11 protein-coding genes and 1 riboswitch are annotated in these 25486 nt (G+C 39.1%); of the genes, 2 read left to right on the top strand and 9 right to left on the bottom strand.

Annotated elements, in window-relative coordinates:
* Positions 1-3 precede the first annotated feature (3 nt).
* The gene (locus IWB64_RS13440) at positions 4-1233 is read right to left on the bottom strand and encodes a glycosyltransferase (RefSeq protein ID WP_194534484.1); all 1230 of its coding nucleotides are present in this window, start codon (positions 1231-1233) and stop codon (positions 4-6) included.
* 541 nt (positions 1234-1774) lie between these two features.
* Here IWB64_RS13440 and IWB64_RS13435 point away from each other — a divergent pair.
* Positions 1775-2842: a hypothetical protein gene (locus IWB64_RS13435; RefSeq protein WP_194534483.1), complete on the top strand. Its 1068-nt coding sequence runs from the start codon at positions 1775-1777 to the stop codon at positions 2840-2842.
* A gap of 79 nt (positions 2843-2921) precedes the next feature.
* On the top strand, positions 2922-3782 hold the full coding sequence (locus IWB64_RS13430) for an RluA family pseudouridine synthase (RefSeq protein ID WP_194534482.1): 861 nt from the start codon (positions 2922-2924) through the stop codon (positions 3780-3782).
* Positions 3783-3799: 17 nt separating this feature from the next.
* Here the strand turns inward: IWB64_RS13430 and thiH are convergent, their stop codons facing one another.
* The 8 genes from thiH to IWB64_RS13390 all read right to left on the bottom strand — a co-directional run bounded on the left by thiH (position 3800) and on the right by IWB64_RS13390 (position 24815).
* Positions 3800-4906 carry a 2-iminoacetate synthase ThiH gene (gene thiH, locus IWB64_RS13425; protein ID WP_194534481.1) on the bottom strand — a complete coding sequence of 369 codons (1107 nt, stop codon included), beginning with the start codon at positions 4904-4906 and terminating at the stop codon, positions 3800-3802.
* 10 nt (positions 4907-4916) lie between these two features.
* The gene (locus IWB64_RS13420; protein WP_194534480.1) at positions 4917-5687 is read right to left on the bottom strand and encodes a thiazole synthase; all 771 of its coding nucleotides are present in this window, start codon (positions 5685-5687) and stop codon (positions 4917-4919) included.
* A gap of 2 nt (positions 5688-5689) precedes the next feature.
* Positions 5690-6343: a thiamine phosphate synthase gene (gene thiE, locus IWB64_RS13415; RefSeq protein WP_194534479.1), complete on the bottom strand. Its 654-nt coding sequence runs from the start codon at positions 6341-6343 to the stop codon at positions 5690-5692.
* Complete coding sequence (locus IWB64_RS13410; RefSeq protein ID WP_194534478.1) at positions 6340-6939, bottom strand: thiamine phosphate synthase; 600 nt, start codon at positions 6937-6939, stop codon at positions 6340-6342. The genes thiE and IWB64_RS13410 overlap by 4 nt, the downstream gene beginning before the upstream one ends.
* 16 nt (positions 6940-6955) lie before the next feature.
* Positions 6956-8815, bottom strand: a complete 1860-nt coding sequence (gene thiC / locus IWB64_RS13405) for a phosphomethylpyrimidine synthase ThiC (protein ID WP_194534477.1) — start codon at positions 8813-8815, stop codon at positions 6956-6958.
* 101 nt (positions 8816-8916) lie between these two features.
* Positions 8917-9120 carry a sulfur carrier protein ThiS gene (thiS, locus tag IWB64_RS13400; RefSeq protein ID WP_194534476.1) on the bottom strand — a complete coding sequence of 68 codons (204 nt, stop codon included), beginning with the start codon at positions 9118-9120 and terminating at the stop codon, positions 8917-8919.
* Positions 9121-9234: 114 nt separating this feature from the next.
* Positions 9235-9332: riboswitch (TPP riboswitch) on the bottom strand.
* Between the two features lie 264 nt (positions 9333-9596).
* The gene (locus IWB64_RS13395; RefSeq protein ID WP_194534475.1) at positions 9597-10529 is read right to left on the bottom strand and encodes a PorP/SprF family type IX secretion system membrane protein; all 933 of its coding nucleotides are present in this window, start codon (positions 10527-10529) and stop codon (positions 9597-9599) included.
* 24 nt (positions 10530-10553) lie between these two features.
* Positions 10554-24815: an Ig-like domain-containing protein gene (locus IWB64_RS13390; protein ID WP_226975887.1), complete on the bottom strand. Its 14262-nt coding sequence runs from the start codon at positions 24813-24815 to the stop codon at positions 10554-10556.
* Positions 24816-25486: the final 671 nt, after the last annotated feature.

Raw genomic sequence — 25486 nt, 5'->3', positions numbered from 1 at the left:
ATTTTAATAAAACTGATCCGTAACTAGGTCAATCTTATTTGCCCATGTGTTCGCCATAGCTCTTTTGTATGCATGTTCTGCTGCCTTTTTTCTAAAATCTGGGTTTGAATACATATGTTCAATAGCACCGGCTATATCTTCAGCTGTGCCATCTGTAGTAGTAGGTGTTATTTTTATACCACAATCTTCGGTCACAATAGTTCTCATTCCACTTATATTCATTGTTATAATGGGTAAGCCAAAACCCATTGCCTCCGTAGCTTGAAGACCCGCCGTATCCCTCAAAGGACAAAAAAGCATTATATCTGCATTTTCATATTCTTCATGAACTTGGGAATAAGGAATCCAACCCATGTGTTGTATTTTAGAAGCGTCTAATTCGTACTTATTAATCCAACTAGGGATTTTACCTGCCTGATCTCCATCCCCAACAATAATAAGTTTGTACTTCACATATTCTGGTAAAAATGAGAGGGCTTTTAAGGATAATTCCAAACCTCTCCGTGGAATTAATCTACCTACCCACAATATTCTAAACTCTTCGGTAGATTCCTTGGCCTTAAATTGATTCTTCTCAAATTGTTTTGGTAATGCTGAATCACTGACACTAAAGTCGTGTCCTGCTTTATAATATTTTGAAGTTTTTAGTAACGTTTCTGTTTCTTCATTGACCGTTAAAACAACATCTGCTCTTTTTAAAGTTTCGCTCAAAGAAGTATTGTACTTCATAAGAAATTCAGACATATATTTTCTCATTATCTCGGTTCCCCATGAAGACCCAAAATAAGGTTTAAAAATGGGTAATGACATCTGTCCTCCACCCACCGGGCCAAATATAATTTTGCAATTATTTAGTTTATATAAGCTGCTACCTTGTTGAAAACTACCATAACTTACGTGATGGGCAATATCAAAATTATATTTTTCATGTAAAGCTACAGCTACATTTGAAGCCTTCTTTTTCCACAAATAGTAATGCGCGTAAATTACTTTTCTTGAATTATTAAGCCAGTATTTATCTGCTACAACAGGAAGTTTTACTGGTATAAAATGAAGGTTATCCAACTTTAGTTCTTGCTTCTCTTTTTCACAATCTTTATAATCTTCAGTATTGGTCATACACCATACTTCAAAACCTTTTTTAGAAAGGCCTACAGCCCATGACCAGCCAACACAATATTCTGAGCCTTTATATGGCGAGCAGGCATATGCACTTAATAACACTCTTCTCATTTGAGTTAATTAGAAAATAGATCTTCGTCTAGTTTTGTAATTCCAAACATAACTTTCAACGTTGTCTCCTAACTGGTAAAGAAAGGTATACACATCATTATAATTGGACTATAGCTGAATCTCTACTCCTACTTTACTAAAATAGTTTATTGAACAACTATGACTAAAGACTATTAATGGTTTGGTATTAAACGATTTTGTAATGCTACAATGTACTACGATTATCCTACAAAAATAAGGTTTTACAAAACAATAAAACCATTACCTCAAAGACACTTTAAACCGCATGATTTCGAAAAATTAAAATTACTTATACTAATAAACGTGGTTTACACCTCCGTATTATAGTTTAAAAACTATCACAGTACATTATTCGGTCGATAAAATTAGATTTTAGTCGATAATTTTAAAATGAGCCTTTAATTTTTTACCAAAGGCTTTATCTTCGCCACAAATCTCAAGAGATCGCAACTCATTAAAAAAATGCATTATAATTTAAAGTGAAAAGGATTTGCTTTAAATGATTAAAAAGTCATTTTGCATGAATACCAAAACGGTGCACGTTAAAAATTGTTTATTAGGATATGGTTATGCTTCTTTAATTGCCTATCACAAATTACTTAAAACAAACAATCACGAAGATATTCTGATACTGAGGAATGAGAATTCTAGACCAATCTTTTCAATAGAACACGAAGGCACCCGTTTTAGCCCCCTACCCATTTTTCCTGTTGAAGAATCTGAGCTTTACAATTCAGATTTATTCGATGATGTACCAAAGCAAAAGCCTATTTCGGTTAGTTTCTCTGAACTGACTAATTTTAATTATAAAGACCATACTATAGAACAGGGCTCACTAGCATCTTTCATGCTCTCTAATCAAGGTATTGACCAGAGATTATGCCTTGGACTGAAACAATGGGGCGATTCTATGCTTTCGAAACCTTTCAGTCAAGTTCAAGATAAAATTAAAAGACACTACATATCCAAAAGCGGTAATACCAGAATAGGATATGTAAACGGAAAATCAATTTTTAAATATGCTATTAACAAGTTAAATCCTGAAGTATTGAATTTTGCTAATCTTCAGAAAATAGATATTGAAAAAAAAGAGGTGCATACCAATGACAGTATTATTAAATATGAAAAATTGGTTTCTACTATACCATTTCATTATTTGCTAGACCTTTGTGGATTAAAGCATAACCACAATACTGACTACGCTAGCGCATACTTTTATTTTTTTAAGTATAAAGACGGTTTTGACGAAAACCAAGTAGTCTACGATTGCGATTTCAATTCTGATATTCTTCGTATTTTCTCTATTAAAGATGACTTTTTACTTGCCCAATTAAGAAGCGATAAACAGGGTCAAATACCCATTGAAAAAATAAGGAAAAGAGTGCAAGAATTGGTCCCTAGCATAAAGGAATTAGAATTTGCTCAAGAACTTTTTGTACCCATGAGTTATCCTTTAGAACTTGTAACAGAACCTAGCACCCTTGAAAGTATTGATACACTTAAAGAAAATGGAGTTGTTCCCTTTGGACGATTTGGTGAGTGGGGTTATTCCGATTTACACGAGCTTGATTGGTCAACCATATTTTAGACAGGAGTAGATTTATTTCCTTAAAGAAAGAATGCTTACTAAAATTAAGTAGCTTTACATTTCACTTATCCTGTTAAAAATGGCTATCAAAAGCCATATCGTTCCGCCACTTTCATCTCCAATCCGACTTCAAGAGTATGGTGTTGGAATTTTTATGTCCGTTCCCACCAAATCGGCATTAAAGAAAGTTATCAAAAAAAAATATGTAGAAGTAGACGATGTAATTGCTACGACAGCTACCTATATACGCGGCGGTGAAACCATTACATTAGCTATTCCGAATGAAATAAGTTCCAGTAAAAAGTTAGTTTTTCCATTGCAGGTTCTGTATGAGGACGAACATCTTGCTATACTCCACAAACCTGCCGGGATCCTAGTAAGTGGTAATGGTTTTAAAACCATAGCTCATGCTTTACCTCAAAACTTACAACCAAGTGCTTTAACCGACGTAACCAAACCACAACCTGTACACAGGTTGGACTATACCACAACAGGAGTATTGTTAACGGGAAAAACAGGGAGTGCCATTCGTAAACTCAATCAACTTTTTCAGGACAAAAAAGTTCAAAAGGTATACTATGCGGTAACTATTGGAGAAATGCCCCCGCACGGAAAAATCGATACTCTAATTGATGGGAAACCTTCAGAAAGTCCTTTTGAAGTTATTCAATCAGTGCCTTCGGAAAAGTATGGTTTTTTAAACTTGGTAAAACTTGACCCAAAAACGGGACGGCGTCATCAGTTAAGAAAACATTTGGCTTCTATTGGCAACCCTATTCTAGGAGACCAGATGTATGGTAAAGAAGGTCTTATCTTAACGGGAAAAGGACTCTACTTACACGCCTATTCACTGGATTTTACACACCCTTTTACAGAAGAGCAGATATACATAATGGATAATTTACCGGAACGATTTACCAAAATATTTGGTACTCTTTAAGTCGATAGTACTCAAAATCAAGCAAAAATTTCCCAATCTTTAAAAACAGGTTCATACCCTTGTTTCTTTATCATTTCTTTAATTTCCGCTGTAGAGCGTTCATCAGAAATCTCAAACTGTTCTAAAGATTCTGGTTCCGCTGTATAACCACCCGGATTGGTTTTAGATTCCGCACTGATAGATGTAATTCCCAGTTTTATAATATTGTTCCGGAACGTTTCACTCTCCCTCGTAGACATGGAGAGTTCTACATCTTCATCTAAAAGTCGATATGCACAAATCAACTGAACTAAATCAGAATCTGTCATTTCTACTTTGGGCTGTACATCACCTTGATGCGGTCTCAATCGCGGAAATGAAATACTGTATTTCGTTTTCCAGTAGGTCTTCTCCATATATTTTAAGTGCAAGGCCGTATAAAAACTATCAACCCGCCAGTCCTCCAAACCGAACAAAGCACCTAATCCTATTTTATGAATTCCAGCTTTTCCTAATCGGTCTGGGGTATCTAGTCGGTAATGAAAATTCGACTTTTTACCTTTGGGATGGTGAACTTTGTAAGTAGCTTCATGATACGTTTCTTGATATACCAAAACAGCATACAGCCCAGCCTCCATCAACTCTTCATATTCTTCTTGGTCCATGGGCTGCACCTCCATACTGATATTAGAAAAATGCGTTTTTATCAACTCAATAGCATGCTTAATATAAGCTACACCTACTTTTCTATTAGCTTCACCTGTAACCAATAAAATATGGTCATAACCCAATTCCTTTATATGCGCTACCTCTTTTAAAATCTCCGTATCGCTCAAGGTTTTCCGAGGAATTTTGTTGGTCATACTAAACCCACAATAGGTGCAAATATTCTGGCATTCGTTGGACAAATACATGGGCAGATACATCTGCATGGTGTTCCCAAAACGCTTCTTGGTCAACTCATGACTCCGTTGCGCCATTTCTTCCAAAAATGGTTTGGCAGCGGGAGAAATCAGTGTTTTAAAATCATCTAGCGAAATTTTATCTTTCTTTAGAACTGCTGCCACTTCTGCCTCGGTAACCGCATAAATTTCTTGTTCAAGGGTATTCCAATCATGCGCATCAAACGTATCTCTAAAGGACATAAGGTCTATTTTAATTCAAAAATGAGGTAAGTGGACTACTGGCTTCAGCAATTTCTTTCATCGGAGCCAATTTTGCTCGGTATGCCATTCGGCCAGCTTCGACCGCCATTTTAAAAGCAATTGCCATTTCAACTGGACTTTGGGAGACTGCTATGGCCGTATTCACCAAAACAGCATCTGCACCAAGCTCCATGGCATAAGCCGCATGAGACGGCGCACCAATACCGGCATCTACAATAACTGGCACATTACTTTGTTCAATAATTATCTTAAGAAAATCATCTGTTTTTAAACCTTTATTACTCCCTATAGGCGCACCCAAAGGCATTACACATTGTACACCCACATCTTCCAAACGTTTGCACAATACCGGGTCTGCATGAATATAAGGCATCACTACAAAACCTAGTTTCACCAATTCTTCGGCCGCTTTTAAAGTTTCTATAGGGTCTGGTAAAAGATACCTTGGATCTGGGTGAATCTCCAATTTCATCCAATTGGTTTCCAAAGCCTCACGTGCCAATTGTGCCGCAAAAACGGCTTCTTTGGCCGTCCTTACCCCAGAAGTATTTGGTAATAGGTTAATATGTTCTGCATTGAGGCTCTTGAGCATATCATCAGACTTATTATCTACCTCTACCCTTTTAAGCGCAACGGTAACCAATTCACTTTCCGAAGCCAGAATAGCTTCTCTCATTTTTTGGGAACTCGAAAACTTCCCCGTACCTGTAAATAACCTTGAGGTAAAGGTTTTATCTTCTATTTGAAGTGCATCTGTCATATCTAAAAATTTGTTTCCCTGTCCCAAGGTTGTTCGTTGGTAGAAGACGCTTTCAAAAGTTTATGAAAAGCATTTATTTTATTAAAATCCTTAGTTATTTCACCTGATGCGGCAACTCCGTAAACACCTGTTTTTAAAATTTCCGGCACATCATCTATGGTAATTCCGCCAATGGCGATAATGGGCATATCTGATTTTAACTCCTCCACAATGCCTTGGTAGCCTATAAGTGGAATAATTGGACTCAAATTTTCTTTTGTAGTAGTAAACCGAAAAGGGCCTAAACCAATATAGTTTACTCCTTTTTTGACTAAAGCCAAGGAATCGTCCAAAGTATTTGCGGTACCTCCAATGATATAATAATCGCCCAAAAATTTGCGGGCAACTGCTGGGTCGGCATCAGTTTTACCCAAGTGCACACCATCTGCCTTTACTTCTTTAGCAATTTGATAGTGGTCATTAATAATTAATCGTGTTTGAAAATGAGCCGTTATTTCACGTGCTTTTTCTGCAGTTTTAAGTACCACACTTTTCTTTACGTTTTTTAAGCGCAATTGTACCAATTCAGCTCCCGATGTACAGGCTTTCTGAATGTTTTCTAAATGCTCTTCCGGTGTCTTTCCTTGAGAAATGTAATGTAGTTTCGGTATATTCATCTTCTCTTATTTCTATAAAATTCTTGCATCGCCTTAAAATCTTCAATAGGCGTCTTACTGTTCCAGATTCCTCCTAAAACTCCTACACCTTGAAATCCTAATTTTTCAATTTCAGACAAGTTGTTTTTGGTTACACCACCCATACCAATAATTCTTTTATCAATATGGTTTACATTAAATCCCCTACCCTCATATCCTTTCTTTGAAATAGATGAAAACACCGGACTCAATAAATGATAATCGAATTCAAAACCGCAAGCTTCTAACTCTTCTGGTTCATGAAAAGAAGAGCTAATGGTTTTTCCATACATACTAAGGTTTAAAAAATATTGACCTGGATTATCAATATTATCGCGCCTTTTCTGTTCCTGAAAATGAATACCTTTTAAATTAAAGGTATTTACCAGCTCATGATAATAATGAACTACTATCTTATTATGGTATTTCTCTTCTATTAAATGCAAATAGTCACAATGTTGTTGATAATCTTTGTTTGGTTTTCTTAAATGATAATATTCCAACCCTTCCTCAAACAAGCGATTAAGTATGTCTATTTCATTTGATATATCTTCTTCTGGTGCAATCAATATAATCATACTATAAAACTATGAACTACAAATATACTTCTGATCCTTTATCCTTGAATTCTTGCGATTTTTCATCCATCCCTTTTTGAATGACTTCGTTATCTACAATATCATTAGCAGCGGCAAAATCTCGAACTTCCTGAGATATTTTCATAGAACAGAATTTAGGTCCGCACATAGAACAGAAGTGGGCTATTTTAGCTCCATCCGCTGGCAAGGTCTCATCATGATACTCAAGAGCTAACTCTGGATCTAAACCAAGATTAAATTGGTCTTCCCAACGGAATTCAAAACGGGCTTTGCTCAAAGCATTATCACGATGCTGCGCTCCTGGATGTCCTTTTGCCAAATCCGCGGCATGGGCAGCTAATTTATAGGTAACCACACCTGTACGCACATCATCCTTATTTGGCAAACCTAAATGCTCTTTTGGAGTTACATAACACAACATGGCACAACCGAACCAACCGATCATAGCCGCTCCGATACCTGAAGTAATGTGATCATAACCTGGTGCAATATCGGTAGTTAAAGGGCCTAAAGTGTAAAATGGAGCTTCGTCACAAACCTCAATTTGTCTTTCCATATTCTCTTTAATCATGTGCATGGGCACGTGACCTGGACCTTCTATAAAACATTGTACTTCATGCTTCCTAGCAATCTTTGTCAATTCACCTAGAGTTTCCAATTCAGCAAACTGAGCTTCGTCATTGGCATCTGCAACCGACCCTGGTCGTAGACCATCTCCTAATGAAAAAGCAACATCGTACTGCTTTAGAATCTCGCAAATATCTTCAAAATGAGTATACAAAAAGCTTTCCTTATGATGGGCCAAACACCACTTTGCCATGATAGACCCGCCGCGGGAAACAATACCCGTAACGCGTTTTGCCGTCATGGGCACGTAACGTAACAAAACGCCTGCATGAATTGTAAAATAATCAACTCCCTGCTCGGCTTGTTCAATTAAGGTATCCCTGAAAATTTCCCACGTAAGGTCTTCGGCAACTCCGTTTACTTTTTCTAAAGCCTGATAAATTGGCACCGTTCCTACTGGAACCGGAGAATTACGAATAATCCATTCTCGTGTTTCGTGAATATTTTGACCAGTTGAAAGGTCCATTATATTATCTGCTCCCCAACGACAAGCCCAAACTGCCTTTTCTACTTCCTCCTCTATTGAGGACGTAGTAGCCGAGTTGCCAATATTGGCATTAATTTTTACTAAGAAATTACGACCCAAAATCATGGGTTCCGCTTCTGGATGATTTATGTTAGATGGAATTACTGCACGTCCACGAGCCACTTCTTCCCTCACAAATTCCGGTGTAATTTTATCTGGAATTGCTGCACCAAAATGCTCGCCTTTATGCTGCTTGGTAATCTCCGTCATTTCATCTATTCGCTGATTTTCACGAATGGCAATGTATTCCATTTCAGGGGTAATTATACCCTGTTTGGCATAATGTAGTTGTGTTACATTCTTCCCCTTCTTAGCACGCAACGGCTTTTTTAAGAGTGAAAAACGCATATGATCTAGACTGTTATCGTTTAAACGCTCGTTACAATACTCCGAAGAAAAACTGTCTAGCTGCTCAACATCTCCTCGCCCTATAATCCACTGCTCCTTTATTCTTTCGATTCCGCTATGTACGTCAATCTTCTTTTCTGGATCGGTATATGGTCCTGAAGTATCGTAAACCGTGACAGATTGGTTTGGTTTCAACTTTCCTGTTAAAGAATCCTTGGTATCGCTCAATGCTATTTCTCGCATAGCGACATTAATCTCCGGATAAATCTTACCGCTTACATAGATTTTTTTTGAATTCGGAAAGGGCTGTCTGGTAATGTGGTTTTGTTTTGGGGCAGTGTCTTTACTTTTCATTTTTTTGTGGCTAGGAGCTTCAAGCTAATTGCTTTGACTCGTTTATATATAGTTTTCTAAATTCAATTGATTTTTCGCTTTGCGCTAAAACTGTATTCCAATTACCCGCCTTGGACGGCCTGGATGACCAATACCTGATCTTGATCTTCCAGTTTTTGGGTTTGCCAATTATTTTTGGAGACAATTTGTTCGTTTATAGCTACCGCAACACCATTTACAGAAGAATCAATTTGTTGTAAAAATTGATAAATGGTGGTATTAGAATTGACTTCTAACCGCTTTTGGTTCATGTGAATAGTTATCATACAGTATAGATTTTATGCTGTAAGAATAGAAGTCTAGAAAAGGTCTTTGAAAAGAAAACACTCCTATAGAAAAAATAGAGTATTCTAATGAAAAGGCTGTAAACACCCATTTCGAGGTGTTATTCAACTTTTCCCTTCGGCGGTACTAACCGCATCAGGTTCAAAGGGTATGTCTCAGTTCCTAATTTATTGGAACACCCCTAAAGCTTACTTTGCAAATGTATAGAACGAAACTGTTATAGAGCTAAAAAAACTCAAGAAGTTTGTTTTTTGGTAAACACCAGTACCTTCTGGATACTGATACGGGCATCCTCCCAAATAAAGTACTTGTAAAAATAAATAGATTCATTGTTCAGATAATTAGCGAGGTCTATGCCGATAGGGGAGCATTTGTGCCTTTTAGCCTATGAGACCATGTTCATTTCGGCCAGCCACAGAAAATATATCTTATTTTTTATGTCTTGACTGCTTGTCTATTAAAAGAATCTTGGGGTGATTACGCGTTTGTACCTGTTTAGGAACTCGTACCTGAGGAAAATCTCGAAAGACCCGTCGTTGAACCTCGTCGCTCCCAGGTCCGTGGTCTCCCTATCGTAGGCAAGGCCTACCATGAACTGGTCCGTTATCTGGAAACCGAACAGTGCGCTCACCGCGGCGTCCCATCTGTAGGCCGCTCCCAAGGAGAACTTGTCGTTCAAAAGGAAGTTCGCGCTCAGGTCTATCTGCAAAGGTGCTCCCTTGACCACCTTTACAAGCCCAGCAGGCTTGAACTTCAAACGGTCGTTCACATCGAAGACATATCCTGTGATGAAGTAGAAGTTCATGCGCTCCTCGGCAAGGAACGAACTCGCGTTCGTGTTCGAATCGTCAAAATGCTCCGTCTGGAGGAAGTTGGGTACCGATAGCCCCGCATAGAAATGGTCCGTGTGGTAGTACACCCCCGCCCCGATATTGGGCGAGAACTTGTTGTCTATGTTCGGCAAATTGCTCTCCGCACCGTAGTTCCTCAACTTAGAGAAATCAACGTTGAGCAAATGGCCGCCCGCTTTTAGCCCGAAGGAAAGCTTGCCTTCGTCCGACGTCTTTACCGTATACGAAAAGGCAGCGTCCACGTACGTATCCTGGTTCGTACCGTTCCCGATCTCATCGTTCACTACGGACAGGCCAAGACCGATACGCTTGGAGACCGGCGTATGGAAATTGAGCGTCTGCGTCGTAGGGGCGCCGTCTAGGCCCACCCACTGCGAACGGTGCAGCGCCGCTATACTGAACACCCCACGGGAACCTGCATAAGCAGGGTTCACCGATATCGTGTTGTACATGTACTGCGTGTACTGCGCGTCCTGCTGGGCAAGCAAAGAAGTACTACCAGCAAAGACGAACAAGAATAGTGCAAAAAGGTTTTTCATGGTTATTTGTTTTGGACAAATATTTTATCTATTGATATATAGGTAGCCTGCCTTGCTTAGGTTTATCCCGTTGTTCTCATACTTGATCACGTAGAAGTATACACCTACCGGTAGTTTGGAATCCGTATTAATGGTTGTTCTACCACTAGAAGTACCGGTGAATACATTTGTACTATTATCGTAACCCGACATTTCATAAACAATCACTCCCCAACGATTATAAATTTGTACGGTGTTATTAGGATAGGATTCTATATTTTCTATAATGAACCCATCGTTAGTACCGTCGTTATCTGGTGTAATAATCTCGTTACTCACTGCAATACCAGAGTTAACTACTTCAGGGTTACAACCAGCATCAAGCGTTGGTACTCCGTTTAACGAGTCACAAGGATTAAGTGGATCTGTTCCATCCTCTATTTCTTGACCATCAGGTATTGTATCACCATCCGTATCGGCTTCATATGAATCCGTACCTATTGCATCTTCTTGTGCCGTGGTAAGTCCGTCACCGTCACAATCACTATTCGGAAGTGCCGTACCATCAATATGGTCACAATCATCTAAAGGGTTTGTTCCGTCTAAAACTTCTTGACCATCCAAGATACCATCATCATCGGAATCGGAATCATTTGGATCAGTATCTAGAGTAACTTCTTCCCCATCAAGAAGTCCGTCATTATCGCTATCCGGATTGTCAATGTCTGTTCCTAAAGCGACTTCCTCATCTGTTGTTAGTCCGTCATCATCACAATCACTATCTCCTAACGGATATCCGTTGACAGAACTACAATCATCTAATGGATCTGTATTATCTACATTGACTTCTTGGCCGTCATTAATTCCATCACCATCGGTATCAGGATTATTAGGGTCTGTACCTAATCGCGTTTCCGCATTATCATCGATTCCATCATTATCTGTATCTACAGAAACCGTTACCTCTCCTATTCCTGTATTTCCTGAAGGATCAGTAGCTGTAATAGCAATGACATCTTCATCTAATAGATTGGGAAAGCTACCGGAATCTGGTGTTGTAGTTTCTGTATCTAAACTCCAATCTCCATTTGTATCGGTAATTACCGTATACGTAACATCAGGAATATTATCTCCGTCAGTATCCAATTCAATTAACAATGTTTCATTTGCATCACCTTGACCTGTTAGAACAGGAGTAATATCTATAGTTGAAAAACTATCGACCGTAGGATCTGTAAGATCAAGTACCGCCATATCGGAAGTACTATCAGGACCAACGTTACCAGCAATATCTGTTATATTAGCAGTCACTAAAATAGTTCCCGTATCACCAGGGTTGGCGATAACTACGTCAATACTACCATTGGTAATATCGATTGCCGTCAACACAACATCTTGTGCGTTTCCGTTTCCGTCAGTAATCGTGACCGTATCTCCGACTACCGCATCCATTGGAAGCGTTACTACGGCATCGATATCGCCAACCAATTCATCTTCACTTATTAATCCGTCATTATTGGTGTCTTCAGTGATTTCAACTATTGGTGCAGTTGGGTCGGTAAGATCAAGTGTTGCGGTATCCGTAACACTGTCAGGACCTACATTACCTGCAACATCTGTAATGTTAGCGGCAACTATTATAGTTCCCGTATCACCAGGGTTGGCGATAACAACATCAATACTGCCATTGGTAATATCGGTTGCCGTCAACACCACATCTTGTGAGTTTCCGTTTCCGTCAGTAATCGTTACCGTATCTCCAACTACTGCATCCGTTGGAAGCGTTACTACGGCATCTATATCACCAACCAATTCATCTTCACTTATTAATCCGTCATTATTGGTGTCTTCAGTGATTTCAACTATTGGTGCTGTTGGATCAGTGAGATCTAATACTGCTGAATCCGTTGCACTATCAGGACCAACGTTACCAGCAACATCTGTAATGTTAGCGGTTACTACTATAGTTGGCGTATTACCAGGATTGGCAATAATTACATCTATAAATCCATTTATAATATCTGTTGCCGTCAACACCACATCTTGTGAGTTTCCATTTCCATCTGTAATAGTAACCGAATCTCCCGCTTCCGCATCAGTAGGGAGCGTAACGCGAGCATCGATATCACCTACCAATTCATCTTCACTTATTAATCCGTCATTATTGGTATCTTCCGTAATTTCAGCTGTTGGTGCAGTTGGATCTGTAAGATCAAGTGTTGCGGTATCCGTAACACTGTCCGGACCTACATTACCTGCAACATCCGTAATGTTAGCGGCAACTACTATAGTTCCCGTATCACCAGGGTTCGCGATAACAACATCAATACTACCATTTGTAATATCGGTTGCTGTCAACACCACATCTTGTGAGTTTCCATTTCCGTCAGTAATCGTTACCGTATCTCCGACTACCGCATCCATTGGAAGCGTTACTACAGCATCTATATCGCCTACCAATTCATCTTCACTTATTAATCCGTCATTATTAGTATCCTCAGTAATTTCAACAGTTGGAGCTGTAGGATCTGTAAGATCAAGTGTTGCGGTATCCGTAGCACTATCAGGACCAACGTTACCAGCAACATCGGTAATATTTGCGGTTACAACTATAGTTCCCGTATCACCAGGGTTGGCGATAACTACGTCAATACTGCCATTGGCAATATCTGTTGCCGTCAACACCACATCTTGAGAATTGCCATGTCCGTCCGTAATAGTCACTGTATCTCCCGCTTCCGCATCAGTAGGGAGCGTAATGCGAGCATCGATATCACCTACCAATTCATCTTCTGAAATTAATCCGTCATTATTGGTGTCTTCCGTAATTTCAACTGTTGGTGCAGTTGGGTCTGTAAGATCAAGTGTTGCGGTATCCGTAGCACTATCAGGACCTACATTACCTGCAACATCCGTAAGATTTGCGGTTACTACTATAGTCCCTCCATCTCCCGGGTTATCAATTACAACTAATATAAAACCATTTGTAGCGTCAGAAACTGTTAATACAACATCTTGAGAATTTCCATTCCCATCAGTAATGGTTACTGTATCACCGGCGACCGCATTACCAGGTAGTGATACTACAGCGTTAATATCGCCCGTCAGCTCATCTTCGTTTATAAGCTCGTCATCATTACTGTCATCTATAATTATAACAGTTGGAGCACCAGGGTCTGTAAGGTCAAGTACTGCGGTATCCGTTGCACTGTCCGGTCCTACATTGCCTGCAATATCCGTAAGGTTTGCGGTTACGACAATTGTACCGTTATTTCCAGGGTTTGCGATAACTACATCAATATATCCATTACTGATATCAGTTGTTGTTAATATAATATCTTGAGAGTTTCCGTTTCCGTCGGTAACAGTTACTGTATCTCCTGCTACAGCATCCACTGGAAGCGTAACACGAGCATCGATATCCCCTACTAGTTCATCTTCATTTATTAATTCATCATCGTTAATATCTTCCGTTATTTCTATTGTTGGAGCGGTCGGGTCGGTAAGGTCAAGTACCGCTGTATCCGTAGCACTATCAGGACCTACATTACCTGCAACATCCGTAAGATTTGCGGTTACTACTATAGTCCCTCCATCTCCCGGGTTATCAATTACAACTAATATAAAACCATTTGTAGCGTCAGAAACTGTTAATACAACATCTTGAGAATTTCCATTTCCATCCGTGATGGTTACCGTATCACCCGCAACGGCATCAGTAGGAAGTGTAACTACAGCGTCAATATCCCCAGTTAACTCATCTTCACTAATTAAACCGTCATTATTGGTGTCTTCTACAATTTCCACAGTAGGAGCCGTTGGGTCGGTTATATCAAGTACCGCTGTATCCGTAGCGCTATTAGGCCCTACATTGCCTGCAACATCCGTAAGATTGGCGGTTACTACAATAGTTCCCGTATCTCCAGGGTTGGCGATAACTACATCAATATATCCATTGCTGATATCAGTTGTTGTTAATATAATATCTTGAGAGTTTCCGTTTCCGTCGGTAACAGTTACTGTATCTCCTGCTACAGCATCCACTGGAAGCGTAACACGAGCATCGATATCTCCTACTAGTTCATCTTCATTTATTAATTCATCATCGTTAATATCTTCCGTTATTTCTATTGTTGGAGCGGTCGGGTCGGTAAGGTCAAGTACCGCTGTATCCGTAGCACTATCAGGACCTACATTACCAGCAACATCCGTAATGTTCGCGGTCAACACAATAGTACCTGAATCACCAGGATTAGCGATAACAACAGCAATAGTACCATTAGTAATATCCATTGCGGTAAGCACTACATCTTGAGAATTTCCATTTCCATCCGTGATGGTTACCGTATCACCCGCAACGGCATCAGTAGGAAGTGTAACTACAGCGTCAATATCCCCTGTTAACTCATCTTCACTAATTAAACCGTCATTATTGGTGTCTTCTACAATTTCCACAGTAGGAGCCGTTGGGTCCGTCGTATCAATTGTCAACTCTAAAGTTGTTATATCCACCGCACTGTTACCAGCAGCATCCGTACTTGTTACTGCCACTTCATTAGTACCATTTATATTTGGTGCAAATGTTCCACTAATTGGAGCGATTACTTCAGTATCAATTGACCAGTCTCCTAAGCTATCGGCAACCGTTTCATATGTTGCTCCGCCAACTACTACTGTAACTGTAGAATTAACTTCTGCAGTTCCTGTAATAACAGGTGTGGTATCATTTGTAATTTGACTTTCTACTGTTGGAATTTCTGGTTCTGTAGTATCTATCGTTAACTCTAAAGTTGTAACATCTACAGCGCTATTACCCGCTGCATCAGTACTTGTTATGACTACTTCATTAGTACCATTTACATTTGGCGCGAATGTTCCGCTTTCTGGTGTAACTGTTTCGGTATCTATTGTCCAGTTGCCCGAGCTATCGGCAATTACTGTATAAAATGCTCCTCCTACTTCTACTTCTACTGTAGAATTAGCCTCTGCAGTTCCGGTAATAACAGGTGTTGTATCATTTGTAATTTGACTTTCTACCGTAGGTGGAACTGGTGGAGTTACATCTACAGTTAGAAGTGCATTCGCTGAAATTAACGGAGAACATACAAAAGACGTTTCCGTAATTACTACTCTATACTCATATCCGTTTTCCGTAATTGTAATGCCGGTTAACGTTAGTGTTGCAGTTGTACTTCCCGTATAAATATCAGTTGCATTGGTATCATCTATATCAACAAAACCACCACCTAATTGATTATCAACTTGCCATTGGTATACTACTTCTGTACCTGCGGCGGTTACTATAAAGGTCTCTGGAGAACTTCCATTAGTTAGCAAATCTTGAGGTTGTTCTGCTGCAGTTGCAATTATTGGAACAGCACCTGGTTGTTGAAAATCAAATGCTGTATCTGTAGCACTATCCGCATTATTTGGTGTGGTGTATCCGTCAGAAACATTGGTTCCTGTTACAATTCCATTTGAATCTACAACTGTTATTCCATCACCTAATATTCCGTCCTCATCTGTATCTGTATATCCTGCTTCAATAACATCATTACATCCATCTCCATCAGCATCTAATTCAAGGAAATCTGCTATTCCATCAGGGGCAGTTTCAGAATCTAGTGCCGTATAATCTATAGTACCGCTATTTTGCTGACCACTTGCTTGTACTGTATTTGGAATACCATCAGTACCCACAACACCATCTAGAATACCAGCAGTAAAAGCTTGATTACTTCCTGATTCTACCGCATCATAAATACCATCATTATCCGCATCTAAATCAAAATGATTGGGAACACCATCATTATCGGTATCAAAAATATCTACAATACCATCTCCATTTGCATCAGTACCTAAATCTGTGTCTTGATAATTTAAAAGTCCGTCAGAATCGTCATCAGCACTTGGATCAGTACCTGAAGTTTCAAGCGTATCCAAAATACCGTCATTATCATCATCTAAATCGATTGAATCAGCTATGCCATCCAAATCATTATCATCAATACCAACTTCACGGTAATCTACTTCGGGAGTTGTTGTCTTGGATATATTGGGTAAATCTGAAGCTCCATTGTCTTGATCATCATTTGAATCAAACACACCACCAGTGGTATCTACATCATCATATCCATTTAATAAACCATCAGCATCTGCATCTAAATTATTTGAAGCCAAGGTAAAGCCTGCCTCAGTCGTATCATTGATACCATCATTATCAGAATCTAAATCTATATAATCTGGAATGCCATCTAAATCCGTATCAATAGTTGTTAAGCCTTCATTACCTGAACCTTCATATGCATCACCTAAACCGTCCGTGTCACTATCATCTACTCCTCTAGGGATATATGACGCTGTAAGTTGTGCTTCTACGTTATCTGGAATTCCATCATTATCAGAATCAATATCCAGATTATCGGCAATACCGTCATTGTCACTATCAATACCATCGTTCACCGTAAAGACCGGAGCAGTTCCTGGACCAGATTGGTTACCGCCTGACCCCGTATTTGTTGTTGTATTGTTAGGGCTGAATAATCCGTTGATACTGCATTCATCTAAGTTAACAGAACCTAAATGCGTGTTTGGACTTACATTTAGTGCTTCCGATATAAATGATAAGGTGATATCATCTGTTTTGTAGTAGTTAAAATACATGGCTAATCGAGCACCATCATCCACACCTGTCCAAGTTTCACTAGGACCAATAAATGTAGTCTTACCTGTTGCTAAATTATCAACTTCAATTAATAAGCTATTACTATCAATAGCATATAAGCCGGGCCTTATTAATGCGACACTTTCTTTAAAATTAGCTCCATCAATATCTGCTATGGTACCTCCAATTCTGTCTACATTAAATTGCGTGAGGGTTCCGGTAAGAACAAACTGGATATTGAATTCCATTTCAAACTCTTCATTGGCAAAGGATGGCGAACCACCGTATTCCATATTCCATATATTATCACCAGGTGTTTTTTCAATATCAAAAGTGGTGATATTACTAGTTTTGTCTGTTATGGTAATAATGGCATCCAATACATTACCATCTATAGTATTAACATTAGAAAATCTATACTGATCTCCAATCGCACCTGTATTACTTCCTCCCACATCCGTTGGAGTACCTGTAAAAATGAATGGTGTAACAGGACAAGGATCACCTAAATTATCAGTAGGGTCGAAACCTAAAGATTCTACATAATCTAAAATACCATCGTTATCATTGTCGATATCTATGAGATTATCAATGCCATCACCATCGGTATCAGTAGGTTCTAAATGCACATGTTCATCTCTAAAATCTACTTCGCTGGTAAAGGGATCTTGAGTATTTAAGAACCCAGTTACATCTTGATTGTTATTTGTTGCTCCATTAGGGTCTTCTAAACCATTAGGCGCCGCGATACTTAAATCAAAAGCATCATCAATTCCATCATTATCAGCATCTGTGCCCGAAGGTGTAACATCTGCTGCTAAATCATCATTATAATCATACACCTCTATAGTGTCGCTTAAACCATCATTATCAGAATCTGTATCCCTAAAATCTGGCATATCCTGACCATCTGAGTTTTCAGGTTCATTTATGGATTGACCAGAACCGGCAGGTGCTACTTCGTAATTATCTGCCAAACCATTACCATCAGAATCTGTAGATGGACTAAGATAACCCGATGTAGATTGCCATTCTATGTTATCTACAATGCCGTCCGCATCACTATCTAAATCTAAATAATCTGGGAAACTGTCACCATCTGTATTTTCAGGCGCATTACTAAAGCTTCCTCCATTGTCTACATCAAACGAATCATCAACACCATCTAAATCCGTATCATTACCCGATGCTTGCATTAATCCAGCATCTGATTGTGCTTCAACCAAATCTTTAATACCATCATTATCAGAATCGATATCTAAATAATCTGCACCAGCAGCATTATCACTGTTTACAGGGACCACAGAAACTCCAGCCCCATCAACTCCGCCATCTTCTGCTGCATCTGGAACACCATTTGTACCAACATTACTTTCTGAACTATCTATAGATCCGTTCCCATCAGTATCTAGACTACCATTCCCTGTTTCAACAACATCTGGAATACCATCATTATCACTATCAAGATCTAAGCTGTTTGGAACACCATCGCCATCAAAATCAGTAGCTCCTTCAACGGTATCTGGAATACCATCGTTATCATCATCTTCATCACAGGCATCTGGCCATGCATCACCATCTGCATTTATGGCATCATCAAAACCTTCACAAGCATCTAAAGAATTTTGCACGCCATCACTATCACAGTCACTTGTTGATAGCGGAGTACCTCCTATAGATTCGCAATCATTTAAAGGGTCCGTACCATCTAAATCTTCTTGACCATCATCAATGCCATCACCATCTGAATCTGCATTATACGGATCTGTACCATTGACAACTTCTGTGCTATTTATAACTCCATCGCCATCACAATCTGCCGCTGCCCAAATAGGGTTAGTGGCATCATAACCTGTATAACCTGCAGCTTGTACAGGAGTACAAGGATCTAAAGCATCTGTATCTACATCATCTGCAACCCCATCTCCATCTGTATCTGTGCTATATGGATCAGTACTGTTAGTAACTTCTGTACCATTTGTAACTCCGTCGCCATCACAATCCGCCGCTGCCCAAATGGCATTAGTAGAAACATATCCTGTATACCCTGCAGCTTGTACTGGATCACAAGGATCTAATGCATCTGTATCTACATCATCTTGAACTCCATCACCATCTGTATCTGTATTGTAAGGGTCTGTACCATTAGTATCTTCGGTACCATTAGTAACATTATCGCCATCACAATCTGCCGCTGCCCAAATAGCATTGCTCGCATCATACAAAGCATATCCTGCCATTTGTGAAGGGTCACAAGGTTCTAATGGATCTGCATCTGTATCATCCGGCACACCATCGCCATCGGTATCTGTACTATATGGATCCGTACCGTTGGTAACTTCTGTACTATTGATTACTCCGTCGCCATCACAATCCGCTGCCGCCCAAATTGCATTGCTAGCATCATAACCAGTATAGCCTGCTGCTTGTACTGGATCACAAGGATTTAGTGCATCGCTATCAACATCATCTTGAACTCCGTCACCATCGGTGTCGGTGTTGTATGGATCAGAACCATTAGTAGCTTCCGTGCCATTAAGAACATTATCGCCATCACAATCTGCCGCTGCCCAAATGGCATTTGTAGCATCGTAACCGGTATACCCTGCAGGTTGGACTGGATTACAAGGGTTTAGTGCATCCGTATCTGTGCTGTCCGGTACACCGTCACCATCAGTATCTGAACTGTAAGGATCTGTACCATTGGTTACTTCTGTGCTATTTATAACTCCGTCACCATCACAATCTGCCCCTGCCCAAATAACATTGGTGGCATCATAACCTGTATATCCTGCAGCTTGCACGGGGTCGCAAGGATCTAATGCATCTGTATCTATATCATCCTGAACTCCGTCGCCATCGGTATCGGTGTTGTATGGATCAGAACCATTGGTAGCTTCCGCACCATTGGTAACATTATCACCATCACAATCTGCCGCTGCCCAAATAGCATTGGTAGCAACATAACCCGCATAACCCGCTGGCTGAACTGGATCACAAGGGTCTAATGGAGCTGCATCTATATTGTCGGGTATACCATCACCGTCAGTATCTGTACTATAAGGGTCGGTTCCATTTGTATCTTCGGTTCCATTGGTAACTCCGTCACCATCACAATCTGCCGCAGCCCAAATAGCATTGGTTGCGTCATAACCTAAATAACCTGCAGCTTGTACTGGATCACATGGATCTAGTGCATCGCTGTCAACGTCATCTTGAACGCCATCACCATCCGTATCAGTATTGAAAGGATCGGTACCATTAGTAGCTTCTGTTCCATTATCAAGATTATCTCCATCACAGTCTTCGGCTGCCCAAATAACATAGTTCTCATCTGTTGAAGTACGTACCGTTGGAACCGTAACTTCACAAGGGTCTGATGGATCTGTACCGTTGGCTATTTCGAATCCGTTTGTTTCGCCATCACCATCACAATCCAATGCATTCCAACTTGCCTCTGCATTTGCTGCAACTTGATTTGTGCTAAATACACAAGGATCTAAAGGATCAGTATCTGTAATATCTGGATCGCCATCACCATCATCATCTAAATCACAAATACCTACTAATCCATCGCCATCCAAATCTAAATCTTCGGTAGTTACCGCACTTACATTGCTAGTTGAATAAGCAGCTGACGCTACCAATCCATTCGCTAATATTGTTCCTGAACCATCGCTGACGGTTGCTGAATCCGAATCATTATATTCTAATCCATCACCATTATCTGCAGTACTGTCCTCATATGCTTCATTGGCATCAGAACAACCATCTGCATCACTATCTAAATTTAAGTAATCTGGTGTTTCTATTGTTGTTTCAATAGGAGTTGTCCCAGCCCCTGCCGTACTAGGAATACCTGTTGCGCTAATGCTACCATCTGCAATACCATTGGCATCCGCATCTGTACCACCTGATTCTACTACATCATAAATTCCGTCATTATCACTATCCAGATCAAATATATTTGGAACACCATCATTGTCTACATCACATGATACAACAGACCTAAAAGCAAAGCCTTCGTTTACATGATTTGCACTACTATTTATTGTGCCATCTGCATCATAAACGATATCCATAGGGAAGGTTATTCCGGTACTTGTATCTATTAATAAAGACCATTGAGAATCTGGTGCTAATCTGGAAAGTCCAGCTGCATCAGGAGCAACTTGAAAAGGTGTACCTGAAGTTATTACCGCGCCATTTCCTAAATCTGTTTCTCCCAGTGGGTCAGACAAAACTGCCGTACCGCCTCCTGGCCAAGTAATGGTTATGGTTTTATCTGCATTTTGTATGCCACCTACTTCACTATTAGGCTCATAATAAGAAACACGAATTCCTTGTTGAACCGCATTTACCGGCTCTTGTAAAGTAAGGGTTATTTGAACAGTAGGATCGGTACCCTGATTCCACCTTAGTTGTAAACCGTCATAAGCTGGGCCCGTTTTATCTGAAATATTATATTCTGTAGATGTAATTGTAAACTGTTGACTAACTCCATCGCCATTATTATATTCTCCGGTAAGTAATAGTGAATCATCTCCAGTTAAAATTGAGCCTTTTGCAGGTGTGCATTCTAAAGCATCCGTTATACCATCATTATCATCATCTTCATCACAGGCATCACCTATAGAATCTCCATCTTCGTCATTATATAAGGGATGGTTTGGATTACATTCTGAACATTCGATAGCTTGTTGTAAATTATCCTTAGAAGTTCCTATACCTTGAGAAACCCCTCCAGGGATTCCTGCAGCATCAATAGTTGCCGTTAGTCTAAAACTTCCATCTAAATCACCATAATCATAACTTGCGTTACCTTCTAAAGCATCAGGACAACCATCGTTATCACTATCAGAATCAAGGTGATCATAAATACCATCATTATCAGTATCCGTATACAGTGTACACAATGTATTAACCCTCCAGCCAATATTATCGGCATTAGCGGTTGTAGATTGTGTTATAACTATTCTATTAATTCCTTTGTCTATATTAAATCTGAAGTTCGCTTCTTGGGCAGAACCACCAATTATGGCTGCTACCGCTTCTCCCGAAACTTGATCATAAGAAGCTCCTGTACCTACGGTTCCGCTAGTAGAATAAATATCTGCAGGAAACTCTACTTGAACGCTATTATTATAAAATTTGATATTCTGACTTTCATCGTAACTGCCTGAAGCATTTCTTGCTAAACTTCTTACATTAAATTCTGTGGATAGTATAAGTTCAGAAAATACAATTTCTGTTGTTGTACCGGTAACTGCAGAATTTGAGTTACGGGTTTGCATATCTACTTGTATCGTACCATCTGTGTAATTTGGATTTCCAGCTGGGAATGTACCTGTTCCTATCGTAGTAGTGGCAACCGCTGTAATATCATTATCAAAATCTTTTATGTATGCTACTAAATCGCCATCATTACTATTTGCCGGAATTAAATTATATGAAGAATCCGTAAAATGAATATCATTTGTAGCAACTAAACCACAATCCTTATTAAATTCATCTACATCTAGAATACCATCATTGTCATCATCACTATCACAGCCATTTGGAATTCCATCTAAATCAGTATCTACGGTATCATCAAATCCTTCACAGATATCTAAAGTATCCGGTACTCCATCATTATCATCATCTAAATTTTCTATGGTAATTACTTCTGTCGTATCATCAACAGAAGAATTGGAGTCTATTTGATCTTGCGTGTTAGAGATAGTGTTCGTAACGCTTATGGAAGGAACCGCTGCATCTATATCATCTGCCGAAGCTACAATAACCAATGTTTGCTTTTCACCCTTTACCATAGTACCCACATTCCAATTTGGAGCGGACCAAGTACCTGTGTTGGGAGTTGCACTAACTAACGTTAAACCAGCAGGCAAAACATCATTAATAACCAGGTTTGTAACATCATCTAAACCTAAACTTTCTACAGTAATTGTAAATGTTATATTTTCTCCTTCGGAGTAAATTGTGTTATCCGCTGTTTTGGTTAAAACAATGTCTGGATCACAGAAGAACATAGGTATTACATTAGAATCGTAAGAACAACCGCCCTTAGAAACTCTAACAAAAATATCCCCAATGGATGGAGGTGTAAAATCAATAGCATTTGCACCAGCTACAGCAACGCCATCTTGGTACCATTGGTAGGTATCAAAAGGTTCGTCTAGCGATATAGTTTCGCCTAAACACCCTAATCCAGAGATAGAGTAATCTACAGTAGGTAATGTATCAAAACCAGAAAAATACCCTCCAATACCTAGTGCACCACTTAAACCAACAACTCCCACTGCTATGGGTCCAGAAGATTCTACAGAGATACTTCCTGTTAAACTAGGTAAATAAAAACTTTTCCACGGCAGCCCAGAGGCCATATTTGGTGTTGGTAATGTAACGACACCTGATCCATCTGTTACTACGATATTCGCATCTGGTGTTGTAGTAGATGCAATAATAGTTAAACCTCCATCAATATCTAAACCTACTAAATCTTCTATTTGAGCAATATTATTTAACGAACTCGGTAATAAACAATTTACCGGTGCAATAAAATTTAATCCATTTGTAGCCGGACTAGTACTACCCGCTAAACATTGGTATGCGTATACATTTTTAGAAGTAACTACAGTTACATTACTACCTGCCGTTGAACCTAAATAATTAGATCCTGGAATTAGAAAATAATCACCGTCGTTTATGGTTGCAATAGGAGTTGTAGCTCCGTTAACAAAAATCTCAGTACCATTTACGGTTCCAATTATTATAGGAAATTCAAGGGCATCAGACCCTCCTCCTCTAACAAAAACATATTCTCTTCCAAGTGTTTCAATAGGTACCGGTTGATCTATACCTGCATCTTGTGCACCGGACGAAGCGACTACTCCAACCAAAATATTTCCGTTACTAATGACAATATCTTTATCTGAAAGTACATCGGCACCTAACCAACCATCCTTGTTTGCATCTCCTAAAGCGCCTCTGTTCTCTACTACGTAACTTTGACCTTTATTCAGCGTTACCGTAATTGTATCAGCTGTTAGTCCATCAACATCTGTTCCGAGCCTAAATACACAATCCGGATTATAATCTGATATAGTAACCGTGGTATTATCTTCTGTAGCCATAATACCTAAGGTGGCATTATGTATACTTTTATTTCTAATTAATGGAGCGCCACCCCATTTAAAATGCTTCCCTATTGCAGCCCTACCTTTAGAAGTTAAAGAGGCACCCTGAACAGTATTTCTACCTCTATAATTCACATAAAACTTTTCCCCACCTGGAGCCTCAAAACGCAGTCCGCTAGAACTTAATACAACACCAACGTTTACATCATTAACCATGGTTATATCGTTCTGACCATTTGGTAATGTATAAACATAAGGTGCTAAGTTAGAAACGCTTACTACAGCCACTGGAGTAGTTAAAGTTCCTTGATAAATATTAACGGTAAAAGGTGTGATCTCTGGTGTAGATAAATAAACCGCTTGCTCGTTTAGATCGGCTGCTCTTTGTCGTAACGGTGGTAAGTAATGTAAATCGCTAAGCTGTGCATAAGAACTTGCTATGGCAAAAAGCAAAAATACCAGCGATAGTAATTTGTTCTTAAATTTAGAAGATTCTATTTTCATAATGCAATATTGAAAGCGTGGGGGGCTGTTTTGAAAATTGACATGATAGACTTGGTATTGATTCAAGAAACTATTAGACAGTAGTACTCTTGGATATCAAGAAACCTAAATCACCAAGTCAAAGAAAATCATTACGGATTTATCGAAACAATTTTTAAAGCTATACACCATAGGTCTATAGTTGAACGGATAAAAAGTGTCTTCCAATGGTTATATATGCACATGAAAGAAAAAATTAGCTGAAACACACAACAATAATTCCTTCATTTTATGTTTAACATGACCTATATTGACACCGCCACGGGTAGTAAAACGCTAAAGACTAAATAGTAAAGTTTAACTTTTTTCAAAACCGTAGTATTTTAAGTTTATGGTATGGAGTAATTCATAGTCAAATGGTTAGTGTTAGAATATAATTTTGTAAGTTAAATACTACTTAAATATAGTTAATGTTCTTAAATATACTATCAGATAAAAAATTACTCTAGTTATTGTTGTGAAGTGTATATAAGTTGTATGGGAAAACCTATAATTTGTATATGACAAAAAAAATAATTACGCATTTCGTCGATAATCATAATAATAGCAAGCGTTTTCAGACAACTTATTTTTGACCTCATTTTTGAATACAAAAATTATTATTTTGGAATTTTTAGAAAAATACAAACCAT

This window comes from Zobellia nedashkovskayae (genome assembly GCF_015330125.1).
GTDB classification, from domain to species: Bacteria; Bacteroidota; Bacteroidia; order Flavobacteriales; family Flavobacteriaceae; genus Zobellia; species Zobellia nedashkovskayae.
Note: the sequence above shows the minus strand (reverse complement) of the source record. Positions and strands in the feature narration are given on the sequence as shown.